Source organism: Sorangium sp. So ce176 (assembly GCF_051519835.1).
In the GTDB taxonomy this organism is placed as follows: Bacteria; Myxococcota_A; Polyangia; order Polyangiales; family Polyangiaceae; genus Sorangium; species Sorangium cellulosum_G.
Genome location: NZ_CP150371.1, coordinates 3374407 through 3388509 on the forward strand (window position 1 = coordinate 3374407; position 14103 = coordinate 3388509).

The 14103-nt window shown below is 74.2% G+C and carries 9 protein-coding genes; 7 read left to right on the forward strand and 2 right to left on the reverse strand.

The features are described 5' to 3' along the window. Positions 1–113 precede the first annotated feature (113 nt). The gene (locus tag WMF42_RS12865) at positions 114–2651 is read right to left on the reverse strand and encodes a hybrid sensor histidine kinase/response regulator (RefSeq protein WP_233561661.1); all 2538 of its coding nucleotides are present in this window, start codon (positions 2649–2651) and stop codon (positions 114–116) included. 388 nt (positions 2652–3039) lie between these two features. Here WMF42_RS12865 and WMF42_RS12870 point away from each other — a divergent pair, with 388 nt between their 5' ends. Genes WMF42_RS12870 through cheB form a run of 7 tightly spaced genes read left to right on the forward strand, consistent with a single transcriptional unit; the run spans position 3040 to position 12715 of the window. Further along, the gene (locus WMF42_RS12870; RefSeq protein WP_061609011.1) at positions 3040–3423 is read left to right on the forward strand and encodes a response regulator; all 384 of its coding nucleotides are present in this window, start codon (positions 3040–3042) and stop codon (positions 3421–3423) included. Beyond that, positions 3420–5522: a chemotaxis protein CheA gene (locus WMF42_RS12875; protein ID WP_437692137.1), complete on the forward strand. Its 2103-nt coding sequence runs from the start codon at positions 3420–3422 to the stop codon at positions 5520–5522. The genes WMF42_RS12870 and WMF42_RS12875 overlap by 4 nt, the downstream gene beginning before the upstream one ends. Further along, positions 5519–5956, forward strand: a complete 438-nt coding sequence (locus WMF42_RS12880) for a chemotaxis protein CheW (RefSeq protein ID WP_061609013.1) — start codon at positions 5519–5521, stop codon at positions 5954–5956. Before WMF42_RS12875 ends, WMF42_RS12880 begins: the two co-directional genes overlap by 4 nt. Then, positions 5946–8483, forward strand: coding sequence for a methyl-accepting chemotaxis protein (locus tag WMF42_RS12885; RefSeq protein WP_061609014.1), 2538 nt, complete (start codon positions 5946–5948; stop codon positions 8481–8483). Before WMF42_RS12880 ends, WMF42_RS12885 begins: the two co-directional genes overlap by 11 nt. After that, complete coding sequence (locus WMF42_RS12890; RefSeq protein WP_437692139.1) at positions 8480–10840, forward strand: HEAT repeat domain-containing protein; 2361 nt, start codon at positions 8480–8482, stop codon at positions 10838–10840. Before WMF42_RS12885 ends, WMF42_RS12890 begins: the two co-directional genes overlap by 4 nt. 10 nt (positions 10841–10850) lie before the next feature. After that, positions 10851–11681, forward strand: a complete 831-nt coding sequence (locus WMF42_RS12895; protein ID WP_061609016.1) for a CheR family methyltransferase — start codon at positions 10851–10853, stop codon at positions 11679–11681. Next, positions 11678–12715, forward strand: a complete 1038-nt coding sequence (cheB, locus tag WMF42_RS12900) for a chemotaxis-specific protein-glutamate methyltransferase CheB (RefSeq protein WP_437692142.1) — start codon at positions 11678–11680, stop codon at positions 12713–12715. The genes WMF42_RS12895 and cheB overlap by 4 nt, the downstream gene beginning before the upstream one ends. Positions 12716–12827: 112 nt before the next feature. Here cheB and WMF42_RS12905 read toward each other — a convergent pair whose 3' ends face one another. Further along, the gene (locus WMF42_RS12905) at positions 12828–14027 is read right to left on the reverse strand and encodes a putative sensor domain DACNV-containing protein (protein WP_061609018.1); all 1200 of its coding nucleotides are present in this window, start codon (positions 14025–14027) and stop codon (positions 12828–12830) included. Positions 14028–14103: the final 76 nt, after the last annotated feature.

Here is a 14103-nt window from a genome sequence, read left to right on the forward strand (position 1 = left end):
GATCTCCCCTGGGCGATCTCGCGCGCGTGAGGAAGCTCCAGCAAACGCGAGGGCGGCTGGAGGGGATGGGTCGATGTCTGACCGTGATGTCGTGCCGGGCTGCCCGGCAACACCTACGTCTCTTCTCTCGCCCTGGAGATGTTCGCGAGCACCGCGAGCAGCTCCGCCTGCTCGATGGGCTTGGGCACATGCGTGTTGAACCCGGCCCGCAACGCCCGCGTGCGGTCCTCCGTGCGCGCGTACGCCGTGAGCGCGACAGCCGGCGTCCGCCCGCCGCTCTTCGCCGGGAGCGCGCGGATCTTGCGGATGAGCGCGTAGCCGTCCTCCCCGGGCATCGCGATGTCGGAGATGAGCACGTCAGGCTGCAGCGCCTTCAGCGCGAGCAGCGCCTCGGCCGTCGACGACACGGCCGTCACGCGCGCGCCGCACTGCTCGAGCATCGTGACGAGGAGCTCGCGCGTGTCGTCCTCGTCGTCCACCACGAGCACGTTGAGGTCCCTGAGCTCCGGCGGACGGTCGCTCTCGCCCGACAGCCCGCTCAGCCCCGGCCTCCCGCGGTCACCCGCGCGATCGTGCGGCGCCGCGAGCGGCAGCCGCACGATGAACGTCGCGCCCCGGCCCTCCCCGTCGCTCAGCGCCTGCGCCGTGCCGCCGTGCATCTCCACCAGGCTCTTCACGATCGTCAGCCCGAGGCCGAGCCCCCCGTGCTTGCGGGTCGTGCCGCTCTCGGCCTGCCGGAACTGCTCGAACACGTAGGGCAAGAACGAGGGATCGATGCCCTGACCTGTGTCGGACACCACGATCCCCGCCGACCCTTCGGCGCGCTCGAGCCGGACGCTCACGACCCCGCCCCGCGACGTGAACTTCACCGCGTTGCTGAGGAGGTTCCAGACGACCTGCTGCAGCCGCCCCGCGTCGCCCGCCACCGGGCCCACGCCGGGGTCGAGGACCGGCTCCAGGCGCACCCCCTTCGCGTCGGCGGCCGGCCGCACCACCTCGAGCGCGGCGTCGATCACGACAGCGAGCTCGACCGGCTGCACGTCGAGCCGGAGCTTGCCCGCCATGATGCGCGAGATGTCGAGCAGATCGTCGACGAGCTGCGCCTGCGCCAGCGCGTTGCGCTCCACCGTCTCCAGCGCCCTCTCGCGCCGGTCTTCGGCGAGGTTGCCCGTGCGCAGCATCCGGACCCAGCCGAGGACGGCCGTGAGCGGCGTGCGGAGCTCGTGGCTCATCGTCGCCAGGAACTCGTCCTTCAGGTGACTCGCGGCCTCGGCCTCGCGGCGCGCCGCCTGCGTCGCGGCGAGCAGGGCTCTCCGCTCCTCTTCGGCCCGCTTCTGCGCTGTGATGTCGAAGAACGACGAGACGACGCCGACGATCGACCCGTCCAGGCCGCGGAGCGGCTGCGCGTTCACCGAGAGCCACAGCACAGCGCCGCCCGGGCGCTCGATGCCGAGCACGACGCCCGACTGGGGCTCGCCGGTCCGGAGCGCGATCTGCGACGGATACATCTCGAGGAGGATCGGCGTGCCGTCCTCGCCTACGGCGCTGCTCGAGCCGCCCAGCGTCTTCGACCCGACGATCTGCTCCGCGGGCCGCCCGAGGATCCGCTCGGCGCTCGCGTTCGCTGTGCGGATGATCCCGCCCTCGTCCTGGAGCGTGATGCCCTCCTCGAGCGCGCTGATGATCCCGCGGTAGCGCTCCTCGCTGGCCCGGAGGGCCCGCTCCGCCTCGAGCGCGTCGGTCTCGTCGCGCGCGATCAGGACGGCGCCCGCCGGCGATCCGTCGGGGCGCCGCAGCGGCGACGCGGTGCCGGCGAGCGCGCGGATCGAGCCGTCCGGGCGCGCCACCAGCCAGCGCGCGTTCTCGACCTTCTCGCCCCGGAGCGCGCGGCGCAGCGGGCGCTCCTCGAGGGGCAGCGGCCGCCCGTCCAGCGACAGCAGCTCGTACGCGTTGATCGACTCCGCGCCGACGACGGCGTCGCGCTCGGTCACGCCGTGCTGCCGCTGGGCCTCCTGGTTGCAGATGCGGATCACCCCGCGTTCGTCCATCGCCATGATGCCGTCGCCGCTCTGCTCGATGAGCGCGCGCAGCAGATCGCGCTCCACCGCCGCGACCTGCTCGGCCCGCTCGGCCCGCTCGCGGAGCCGCTTCGAGCGGACGAGCGCCCCGACGCGCGCCGAGAGGGCGGCCGCGGGGCACGGCTTCACCACGTAGTCGTCGGCGCCCGCGGCGAGGCCCTCCACGAGGTCCTGCTCCTGCCCGGCCACGGTCAGGATGAGGATCGGGAGCCCGATCGTGGCCGCGCACGACCGGAGGAGCGTGCAGATCTCGGTGCCGGACATCCCCGGCATCACCTGGTCGAGCACGAGGACGTCCGGGAGATCGCTCGCCCACATGCGCTCGAGCATCACCGCGCCGTCCGTGAAGACCTGGACCTCGTACCGCGCGGCGAGGGCGCGCGCCGCCATCTCCGCCTCCAGCGGCGAGTCGTCGACGATCCAGACGATCGCGCGCGCCGCGTGCTCGCTCGGCGGAGGCTCCTGGGCCCCCTGCGCGGCGCCTGGCCCCGCCGCGGCCGTGGTGCGCCGCGCGGCGCTCGCGTCTCGCAGCGCGTCGGCGATCAGGAAGTCCATCGTTGTTGGCCGGTTCATGGTTCTCCAGGAGCAGCAGGGGCCGTGAGACTCCGCTCCCCGGAGGGGCCGCTCTCCAGGATCGACCGCGGCGCGTAGCGGCGTTGGGCCTTCGCGAGTCGTTACCGCCCAGTCTCATCTGATCGACATGTCGGGGCGACGCAAGCCCCTACGCCCGCCGAAGGCGCCCCTCATCCGCATCCGCGCGCGTGCGCCGGTGGTCAGCGTTTACAGCGCAGCGCGTGACCCCGCGCCCCCGCACAGCGCACAGCGCCGGCGCCGCTGATCGAGCCCCGAACCCGATTTTCGGGACGCGTCCGACGGGAGATCCCTGATTCTTTGAAGGACGCTCTGGTGTTCAATTGACACCTAGCGTACACGCCGGTTATTCCCTCGATCGAGCAGCGCTGTGGCAGAGATCCTCGTCGTCGATGACAGCAGAGTGATGCGTGAGATGGTGGTGGCCTGCTTGCGGGCCGATCAGTTCACGTTCGCGCACGCAGCGAGCGGGCTCGAGGCGATAGAGACGCTCTCGCTGAGGCCGTTCGATCTCGTGGTCCTCGATCTGAATATGCCCGACATCGGGGGAATCGAGGTGATCGAGTTCATCCGGGGCCAGGACAAGCTGCGGAGCCTGCCGATTCTGGTGGTGACCACCCGGGGTGATGAGGAGTCCCGCGCCCGGGCGCTCGGCGCGGGGGCCTCCGAGTTCATGACGAAGCCGTTCACGCCCGACGCCATCCTGGCGAGCGTGCGGTCGCTGCTGGAGAACCGCGCCGCGAACGCAGGATGAGCGACGCGCTCGACGTCAACGAGTTCGTGGCCGGCTACCTCGTCGAGGTGGAAGAGCACCTGTCCGCGTCGACCGCGAACCTCCTCGCCGCCGAGGCCGCCGTCCGGACCGGCGAGTCGAACCCGAAGGTGATCCGGGAGCTGTTCCGCTCTCTCCACACGATCAAGGGCCTCTCCGCCATGGTCGGCGTGGAGCCGATCGTGGACATCGCCCACGGCATGGAGACCGTGCTCCGGGCGGCGGATCGGGCCGCGGGGCGGCTCTCCGCCCCGTCCATCGAGGTGCTCGTCCGCGGGCTCCGGGCCATCGAGGAGCGGACCCGGGCGCTCGCGAACAAGCAGCCGGTGCCGCCGGCCGCGCCCGCGCTCCTCGACGCGCTCTCCTCGCTTGATGTCGCCGCCGCGCCGCGTCCGCCCCCGCCGACGATCAGCGTCGAGCCCGAGATCCTGGCGAAGCTCGGGTCGAGCGAGCGGATGCAGCTCGCGCAGGGCGTGGCGGGCGGGCGGCGCGCGCTGCGGGTCGACTTCGTCCCGTCGCCGGCGCGCACAGCCGAGGGGATCAACATCACGAGCGTCCGCGAGCGCGTCGGCAAGATCGCCGAGATCGTCAAGGTCATCCCGCTCTCGGTGCCGGCGAGCGACGGGGCGCCGGGCGGCATCGCGTTCGCGCTGCTCGTGCTCACGAGCGCCCCGGACGAGGAGCTCGCGCGGGCGGCGGCCGCCGACGGCGTCCGCTCGCTCACTGTGTCGACCCCGGTCCCGCTGGCCGTCGCCGACCCGTTCGAGCAGGAGCACGACGAGCCGGCGGAGCGGGAGCCCCAGCTCCGCGGCGTCGTGCGCGTCGAGGTGGCGCGCCTCGACGACGCCCTCGACAAGCTGTCGGCGCTCGTCGTCACGCGGTTCCGGCTCGCCCGCGCGGCCGCGGGCCTGCGCGCCCGCGGGGTGGACGTCCGCGATCTCGCGGAGATCCTCCGCGAGCACGACCGACAGCTCCGGGACCTGCGCGGCGCCATCATGCGCGCGCGCATGATCTCGGTGACCGAGCTCCTCGAGCGCGTGCCGCTTGTCGTGCGCGGCCTCGGCCGCACCACGGGCAAGGAGGTCCGGATCGAGATCGACGCCGGCAAGGCGGAGCTCGACAAGGCCGTGGCGGAGCGCATCTTCCCGGCGATCGTGCACCTGCTCCGCAACGCCGTCGATCACGCGATCGAGCCGCCGGCCGAGCGGCGGCGGCTCGGCAAGCCCGAGGAGGGCGTGATCCGGGTCTCCTGCTTCGAGCGCTCGAACAACCAGCTCGAGCTCTGCGTCGCCGATGACGGTCGCGGCATCGACCGCGCGCTGGTGGCGCGGCGCGCCGGCCGCCCCGCGCCCGAGACCGACGCGGCGCTGCTCGATCTCATCACGCTGCCCGGGCTGTCGACGCTCGACCAGGCGACGAAGACAAGCGGCCGCGGGCTCGGGATGGATATCGTCCGGCGCATCGCCGTGGAGCAGCTCGGCGGCGAGCTCTCCGTGAGCACGGCGCGCAGCGCCGGCACCACCTTCACGCTGAGGATCCCGCTTACGCTCACCATCGTCGACGCCTTCTCGTTCCTGTGCGGTGACCAGGCGTTCGTGACGCCGGTCGCGGCCGTCGAGGAGGTCATGGAGATCGACCCTGCCCGTCTCTTCCGCGGCCCAGCCCCGGGCCGCGCCCAGGGCGCTACGGAGCTGCCAGCCCCGGGCCGCGCCCGGGGCGGTACCGAGCTGCCAGCCCCGGGCCGCGCCCGGGGCGGTACCGAGTTGATCGAGCGCCGCGGCGAGGTCGTGCCGCTCATCGACCTCGGCGCCCTCTTCGAGCTCGGGCCCCTCGGCGCGAGCAGGGCGCTCGTCGTGCGGCGCAGCGGCGCGCCGTTCGCGTTCGGCGTGACCCGCGTCCTCGGCCAGCAGGAGGTCGTCGTGCGGCCGCTCGAGGACCCGCTCGTCAAGGTGCCGGGCGTGAGCGGCTCGACGGATCTCGGCGACGGCCGCCCCACGCTCGTCCTCGACCTCGTGACGCTCAGCGGTCGCCTCTCCTCGGGCCACGGCGGCCAGGCGGCCCTCGCGCGGGTGGCCTCATGAGCGGCCTGCACGTGGTCCTCAAGGTGGCGGACACCGAGTACGCCATCTCCGCGGCGGACGTGCTTCACATGGAGTCGTTCACCGGGGCGACGCGCGTGCCGGGGACGCGCCCCTACGTCGGCGGGCTCATCCAGATCCGCGGCCGCGTCGTGCCCGTCGTCGATCTGCGCGCGCGCTTCGGGCTGCCGACGATCGAGCCCACGCTGGACTCGCGCGTCATCGTGGTCCAGAGCGGAGGCCGCACCGTGGGCCTGCTGGTCGACAGCGCCCGCGAGGTCGTCAACATCGCCGCCGACGAGCTCCGCCCGCCTCCCGAGGTGATGACGGAGGAGAGCTCCGGCTTCGTGAGGGCGGTCGCGAAGCTCGGCAAGCGGCTCGTCATGCTCGTCGACGTCGGCAAGGTCATCGGTGAGGAGCAAGATCATGGCAGGTGAGGCAATCGCGGACATCGACGGGGCGCTCGCGCAGGCGGAGCAGTCCGAGCGCGCGCTGCGCCAGGCGGTGACGACCGCGGCCGGCGTCGAGCAGGCGGCCGCGCGGATCGCCGCCCTCGGCGCCGAGCACGCCGCCGCCGGCAAGGAGCGGGGGGCCTCGGTCGGGGCGCTCGCGGGCGAGATCGAGGAGGCGGGGGCGGCGGCGCAGGCGCTCGCCCGGTCGGGGCAGCGGATCAGCGACGCCGTCGGCGAGGTCGCGCAGGGCATCGAGGCGACGGCGAGCGGGCTCGGCGCGCTGTCGCCCGCGCTCTCCGCCGTGAAGGGCGACGCCGACGCGCTCGCCGAGTCCACGGAGGCCACCGCGGCGGCGCTCGAGGAGATCGCCCGCTCGGTGAAGGCGGTGAGCACCAGCGCGGAGGAGCTCGCGTCCTCGAGCGAGGAGCTCCTCACCTCGGTCTCGGTCACGAGCGGGGCCGCCGACGAGGCGGCGAGCCGCGGCGCGAGCAGCGCCGCGTCGCTCGAGGAGATCGCGGCCACGATCGAGGAGATGTCGAAGGGCATCAGCCGCCTCTCGACCGACGCCAGGGACGTGGGCGGGCAGATCACGACCATCGCCGGCGCCGCCACGGGCGTGACGGGCTCCCTCAACCGCGTCGCGAAGGACACAACCGAGATGGCGAGCGCGGTCGAGGAGACCGCCGCGACCGCCGAGCAGATGGCGCGGTCGATCCGCGGGGTGGCGGAGAGCGCGCGGGCCCTCGACTCGAGCGCCTCGGCGACCACGAGCACGATCACGGAGATCGCGAGCTCGGTCGAGGAGGTCGCGGCCACGGCCGAGAAGAACGCGGCGACCATCGAGGCGAACGCTGTCGCCGCCGAGGAGCTCGCGCGGACCGCGCAGCAGGTCGCGCAGAGCGCCGAGCAGATCAACGGCCTCGCCGCCGGCAACGCCTCGGCCTCGTCGCAGGTCGAGGCCTCCACGCGGCGGATCGTCGCCATCGTCGAGACCGCGCGCACGACAGCGGAGCAGGGCGTCGCGACCGCCCGCGAGGGCGCGTCGACGGTGGGCCGGTCCATCGCCGGCCTCGGCAGCATCCGGCAGGCGATGGTCGACTCCGCGTCGGTCATGAAGGAGATGGGCAAGCGCGCCGAGGAGATCGGCGACATCGTCCAGACCATCAACCTGATCGCCGATCGCACGAACCTCCTGTCGCTCAACGCGAGCATCGAGGCCGCGCGCGCTGGGGAGCACGGCCGCGGCTTCGCCGTCGTCGCCGAGGAGATCCGGAACCTGGCGGACCGGGCCGCCGTCTCGAGCGCCGAGATCGCCAAGATCGTCCGCGCGCTCCAGACGAGCGCCCGGGAGGCTGTCGCCGCGTCGACCGACGGCGTGAAGGTCGCGGACGAGGGCACCCGGCTCGCGAGCGACGCCGAGCGGGCGCTCGCGACGATCCTGCAGGGCGTCGAGGAGCTCGGCCGCTCGATCCGCGACATCGATCGGGCGAACGCCGAGCAGGTGCAGGCGGTCGGCTCGCTGACCCAGACCGCGGCGCGCATGAGCGACGAGGGCAAGGCGATCGCGCGCTCCGCGGCCGAGCAGACAAGGGCGGTCCAGGCGCTCGCGCAGGGCAGCACCGAGATGCGCCGCATGGCCCGGCAGACCAAGGAGGCGACGGCCGAGCAGGCGCACGCGCTGCGCGACGCCGTGAGGGTCAACGCGCAGCTCACCCAGAGCGCCGAGCGGGTGTCGCGGGCGATGGAGGAGCAGGCGACGGGGGCGGCCCAGCTCGCGAAGGTCGCGGCGCAGATGCGCGCGCTGACCAGCCAGACAAGCAGCGCCATGGCCGAGCAGATGCGCGCCCTGACGAGCATCACGGCGCTCACGCAGGACGCCGCCAGCGCGGCGCAGCGGATGGTCGCGGGCCTCGCGGAGCAGGCGGGCGGCGCTGCCGAGGTGGCGCGCACGATGGATGACGTCCGCAAGATGTCGGCCCAGTCCGCGCGGGGGATCGGCGAGCAGGCGCGGGCCGCGAAGCAGCTCGAGGCCTCGGCCCGCCAGGTGGCGCGGCTCGCGGCGTCGGTGACCGCCGCGGCGGCGGACCAGAGCAAGGCGACGTCGGCGCTCGTGAAGGAAGGGGAGGCGGTGCGCCGCATCGCCAAGCAGACCGCGCGGGCCGTGACCGACCAGGTGGAGTCCGTCGCCGCGCTCGGCTCGGGCGCGGGCCGCCACGCGTCGGCGCTGCGGGACATCGCCAGGGCGGCCTCGGAGCAGGCGGCCCGGAGCGAGCAGCACGCCGCCTCGATCGCCCGGCTGCGCGACCCGATGCGCGAGCTGCTCGCCGCCGTGGCCAGGCACGCGAGGGACTCCGGCGCGGTCGCCACCGACGCCGGCTACGTGCTGGAGCAGGTCGGCAAGATCCGGCACGCGAACAGCGCGCACGTCGACGCGATCGCGGGCGTCTCCGCCGCGATCGCGCACCTCAGGGCGAACGGGAAGCAGCCCCACGCGCCGCCGGAGACCGCATGAACCTGCGGCGGCCCCCGCTCGCCATCTCGGAGCCGGAGCGGCAGCGCGTCGAGCAGGTCGATCGCCTCGCCGCGTCCGGGGGCGCCGGGGTGCCCGCGCTCATCGAGATGCTGGCCGATCCGAGCTGGACGGTGCGGCGGGCCGTCATCGCGTCGCTCGCCGCGCTCGGCGACGCGGCGGTCCAGCCGCTCTGCGGATGCCTGAGCGCGCGGCGCGAGAGCGAGGCGCGCATCGCCGCCGCCGTCGACGCGCTCGTCGCGTCGCTCGGCGACGTCGACGGGCCCGTGCTCGAGCTGACCCGGGATCCCCGCCCGGCCATCGTCGCCGACGCGGCGCAGATCCTCGGCCGCCGCGCCAGCGCCAGGGCCGTCTCCCGGCTCGCGGAGCTCACGTCGCACGCGGACGACAACGTCGCGGTCGCCGCGATCGAGGCGCTCGGCCGCGTCGGCGGCAGGGCCGCTGTCGACTCGCTCGTGGACGCCGTCACCAGCGGAAATTTCTTTCGTGTCTTCCCGGCGATCGACGTGCTGGGCCGGAGCGGCGATCCGCGCGCGATCGAGCCGCTGTCGGTCCTGCTCGACGATCCGCGGTACGTCCTCGAGGCGGCGCGGGCGCTCGGCCGCACCGGCAGCCGGAGCGCGGTGTCGCCGCTGATGCGCCTCCTCGCGCGCCCGAGCGACGCTGTCGCGCGCGTCGCCGCGGTGGCGCTCGCCGAGCTGCGCGAGCGGTACCGCGAGCGCTACGGGACGGTCGAGCCGATCGACGAGGCGCTCCGGGGCGAGGTCCCGGCGCCGGGCGCGGCGCGGCGGCTCTCGCACAGCCTCGCGGGGGCGGACACGGGCGAGCAGGCGATGATCTGCGGCGTGCTCGGCGCGATCGGGGGCGAGGACGTCCTGCTCGATCTGACCCGCCTGCTCGACGCCGAGGCCCCCGTGGCGAGCGCCGCGGCCGACGCGCTCTGCCGGCTCTCCCGCAGCGCGGACTCCCGGGTGCTCGCCGCGCTGCGCGACGGCGACAGCGCGCGCAGGCTCCTGCTCCTGCCGCTCGTGCGCGGCGGCGCGGCCGCGGACGACGTCGCGCGCTGCCTCGCCGATCCGGACCCGGAGGTCCGCGCGGCGGCGTGCGACGCGCTCGGGCGCATCGCGGAGCCGCGCGCGGCGGCCGCGCTGTTCCCGGTCCTCGACGACCCGAACCCCCGCGTGGCCCACGCCGCGATGGCGGCGATCCAGTGCCTCGGCGGCGCGGAGGTCGAGGCGCTCGCGCTCTCGGCGGCGCGCGACGGATCGCCCGCCGCGCGGCGCGCGGCGCTCCGGATCCTCGCCTACTTCGCGCCCGCGTCGGCGCTGCCGCTCTTCGTCGAGGGCCTCCGCGATCCCGACATGCGGCTGCGCGAGCGGGCGATCCACGGCCTCGCCTGCTTCGCGGAGCCGACGGCGATCGAGGCGCTCGTCGGCGTGGCGGCCGACCCCTCCGCGCGGGTGCGCGCCGTGGCGATGCGGGCGATCGGGCAGTCGTCGCGGCGCGACGCGCTCGTGATCGAGGCGCTCCTCCGCGGGCTCCGCGACGAGGACGCCTGGGTCCGCTACTACGCCTGCCAGTCGCTGGGGAAGCTCGGCTGGGAGGCGGCGGCCGGGGCGATCGCCGCGCGGCTCCGGGACGAGAGCGGCCAGGTGCGCGTGGCGGCGGTCGAGGCGCTGTCGGGCATCAAGGGCGACCTGGCGCTCGCCGCGCTCGAGGAGGCCGCCCGCGAGAGCGACACGGACATGCGGCGCTCGGCGCTGATCGGGCTCGGCATCGCCGGGCGGGAGGAGTCGCTGCCGACGCTGCTCGGCGCGCTCGCGTCGCCGGACGTGGCGACGCGGCTGGTCGGCGTCTCGTCCGTCTCCGGCTTCTCGTCCCGCGAGGTCCTGCCCGCGCTCGTGCGCGCCGCGGCCGACGTCGACGAGAGCGTGCGCGCGACGGCGACAAGCTTCATCGCGGGGCGGCCCGGGATCGAGGCGACGAGGAGCCTCATCGCGCTGCTCGTGACGACGCGGGCATCGGCCCCGCTGCTCGCCGCGCTGTCCACGCCCGTGCCCGGCCGCGTCGAGGGGATCCTCGAGGCGCTGGCGACGGCGGACGACGAGCTCTCGCCCCTCCTGACCGCGGCGCTCGCGCGGATGCGGCTGCCCGAGGCGCACGCCGCGCTCCTCGCGGCGCTCAAGCTGCCGCGCGCCCCGGCGCGCAAGGCGGCGGCCACGACGCTCGCCGCCGTGGCCACGCGGGAGGCGTTCGCGGCGGTCGAGCTGGCCTCGCGGACCGATCCGGATCCCGAGGTGCGGCGCGTGTCCGCCTCCGTCCTCTCGCAGTGGGCATGACGCCGTGGTCATGACGAGCCGCCTCCCCATCTCCCCGCAGGTCTTCGCGATCTTCAGCGCGCTCATCGCCGAGAAGATCGGGATCCACTACGACGCCGGCGATCGCGAGCTGCTCGGCGACAAGCTCTCGGTGCGCGCCATCGAGGCCGGGTTCGACTCGCTGCTCGATTACTACTACTTCCTCCGCTACGACCCGGGGGGCGCGGCCGAGGTCGACGCGCTGATCGACGCGCTCGTCGTGAACGAGACGTACTTCTTCCGCGAGCTCCCGCAGCTCGAGGTCGCGATCGCGGAGTTCGTCGCGCCGCGGGTGGCGGCGGGGGGGCGGCCGCGGATCTGGTCGGCGGCCTGCGCGACCGGCGAGGAGCCGCTCACGATCGCGATGCTCCTGGCGGAGCGGGGCCTGCTCGACAAGGTCGAGCTCGTCGCGAGCGACGTCAGCGCGCGGGTACTCGCGCGGGCCCGGGCCGGCGCGTTCGGGCCGCGCTCGATCCGGAGCAACGCCCCGCCGCCCGCGTTCGCCGGCCGCTGGCTCCAGGCGGCGCCCGATCGCGTCACCGTGAGCGCCGAGGTCCAGAGGGCGATCGACTGGCGGCGGATCAACCTGCTCGACGCGGCCGAGGTCGCGTCGCTCGGGAGCTTCGACGTCATCGCCTGCCGCAACGTGCTCATCTACTTCCACGACAACACGGCGCGGTGGGTGGTCAGCAACCTCTCGCGGGCGCTCGGCGCGGGCGGGGCCCTCCTGGTCGGGGTCTCCGAGTCGCTGCTGCGCCTCGGGACCGCGCTCTCGTGCGAGGAGCGGGGCGGCGTGTTCATTTACCGGAAGACGGAGCGATGAAGACCCCCCCTGTCCGCGTGCTCGTTGTCGACGACTCTGCGTTCGTGCGCAAGGTCCTGCGGCAGGTCCTTGGCGCGAGCCCCTCGATCGAGGTCGTCGACACGGCCATGGACGGCCTGGACGCGCTGGAGAAGATCGCGCGCTACAAGCCGGACGTCATCACCCTGGATCTGGTGATGCCGAACCTCGACGGCATCGGCGTGCTCGGGTCGCTGCCGCGCGTGGGCGCGCCGCGGGTGGTCGTGGTCAGCAACGCCGAGGCGGACAGCGAGCTCGGCGTCAGGGCGCTCCAGCAGGGCGCGATCGAGATCGTCGAGAAGCCGACGTCGCTCGCGACCGATCGCCTGTTCGAGCTATCGGACGAGCTCGTCCGCAAGGTGCTCGCCGCGGCCGTGGCGAGGCGACCTTCGGCGGAGCCTCGCCTGCAGGCCGCGCCCCCGCCGCCCGCCCTGATCCCGGTGCCGGCGCGCACCCGGCTCATCGTCGTCGGCGCGTCGACAGGCGGCCCCCAGGCGCTGACGCGGCTCCTCACGGCGCTGCCCGCCGAGCTCCCGGTCCCCGTCGTCGTCGCGCTGCACATCCCCGCCGGGTACACCGAGTCGCTGGCGCGCCGCCTGGACGAGGCGAGCGCGATCTCTGTCGTCGAGGCGTCGAACAACCTCGAGCTCCGGCCCGGGCGCGCTGTCATCGCGCGCGGGGGGCAGCACCTCGAGGTCCGGCGGCACCTGGAGCGCGCCAGCGTGCATTTCGCGCAGGCGTCCAGCACCTCGCTTTATTGTCCGTCGGTCGATCTGCTCTTCTCGAGCGCGGCGGCCGCGATCGGCTCGGGCGTCCTCGCCGTCGTGCTGACGGGCATGGGCGACGACGGCCTGGTGGGCTCCCGCGAGATCCACAAGGTGGGCGGGAGGATCCTCGCAGAGGCCGAGTCGTCCTGCGTCGTCTATGGCATGCCCCGCCGCGTCCACGAGGCCGGGCTCGCCGTGGCCGACGCGCCCATCGACGAGATGCCGGCGCTGATCTTGCGCCACCTCTGATCGGCGCGGCGCGCCGGCAGGCTGCTCCCGCGCCCCCGCACGCGCGGCGCCCGGCGCGGGGATGCCCTCGACAGGGGCGCCCCGCGCCGCAGCGCGAGGCCCCGAAGCGCCGTCACAGGGGCCAGTAAACGACCTTGCCCTCGATCTCCTGGAACGTGGCCGCGAGCCCGTCCTGGGAGACGATGAAGGCGATCCGCTCCGGATACCCCGCCACGAACGCCGCGGCCGCGCGGTGGCGGGTGCCCCGCGCGTCGAGCGACCAGCTCGCGTCCATCCGCTGGTCGGGCGTCGCGGCGAAGATCTCGGAGATGATCCCCTTCGGCGGGGGCAGCTTCGCGCCGAACGCGAGCACGTCGAGCGTGTGGCTCATCACCACCGCTCCGTCGACTGTCGTCAGCCGGACGATCAGGTCGAGCAGGCGGTGGACGCGGTCGGCGCCCGGCAACGGCCGGTCCGGGGCGCGCGCCGCCGGCGCCTTCCCGGGCGCCTGCCGCGGCTCGTCCGGCGGATAGCTCCGGTGGGCGTCGGCGATCTCCAGGATGGCGGTCCCGAGGCACAGGGCGGGATCCAGCCGCTTGACCTCGGTGTCGAACGGATTCCCCTCCTCGCCGAAGAGCTGCTGCAGGCCCTCTCCCGGCCCCAGGATGGCGAGGAGCCCTCCGCGCCCCAGCTCGACCATCGCCTCGACCATGCGCAGGAGGTTGTTGCGCACGTGGCGGACGATCGGCGTCGTTTGATCGCGGAAGACTGTCCTCTCGATCGAGTCGAGCTGCGGGCGGTGCTTGGGCATCCACGTCCGCAAAGCGCCGCGCTCGTAGCGGACGACCTCCCATTCGCCGCGGTACACGGCCACGACCCCGGGCTTCGGGACCACGACGCGCACGAGCTGGTCGATGTCGAACGACTGCCGGCTGTGCGGCGTCGCGATGCCGGCGACGACGAGCGACCCGTCGTGCGGCACCACGGAGAGGAAGGAGCGCGGCCACGCGCACGCCGAGGCCAGGTTGGCCACGTGCTCCACGTCGAACGGCACCGTGGACCCGAACCGCACGAGATCCCAGGCGGGCCCCTCGGACTCGAAATCGGCCAGGCTCCCGGTGAAGACGAGCCCGACCGGGTTCAGGCGCCCCTCCTCGGTCGCCATGGACGCGAAGAACATCGTCTCGATGAGCTGCGTGAGGACGGCCTCGGACAGGACAGGCGCGCCGGCGGCGGCCCTGGGCCTCAAGACGATCGGATGCCCCGCGAGCTGGGATTGCCCCTCCAGCTCCAGAAATGCGGCGGTGACATCCGAGGGGTACTTGGGGCGCATGAGCTCGATATACCATCCTGATCGATCCGGGTCAGCGCGGCCGGCCGCCGCGCCGACCCGGGGAGCCGCGAGGCGC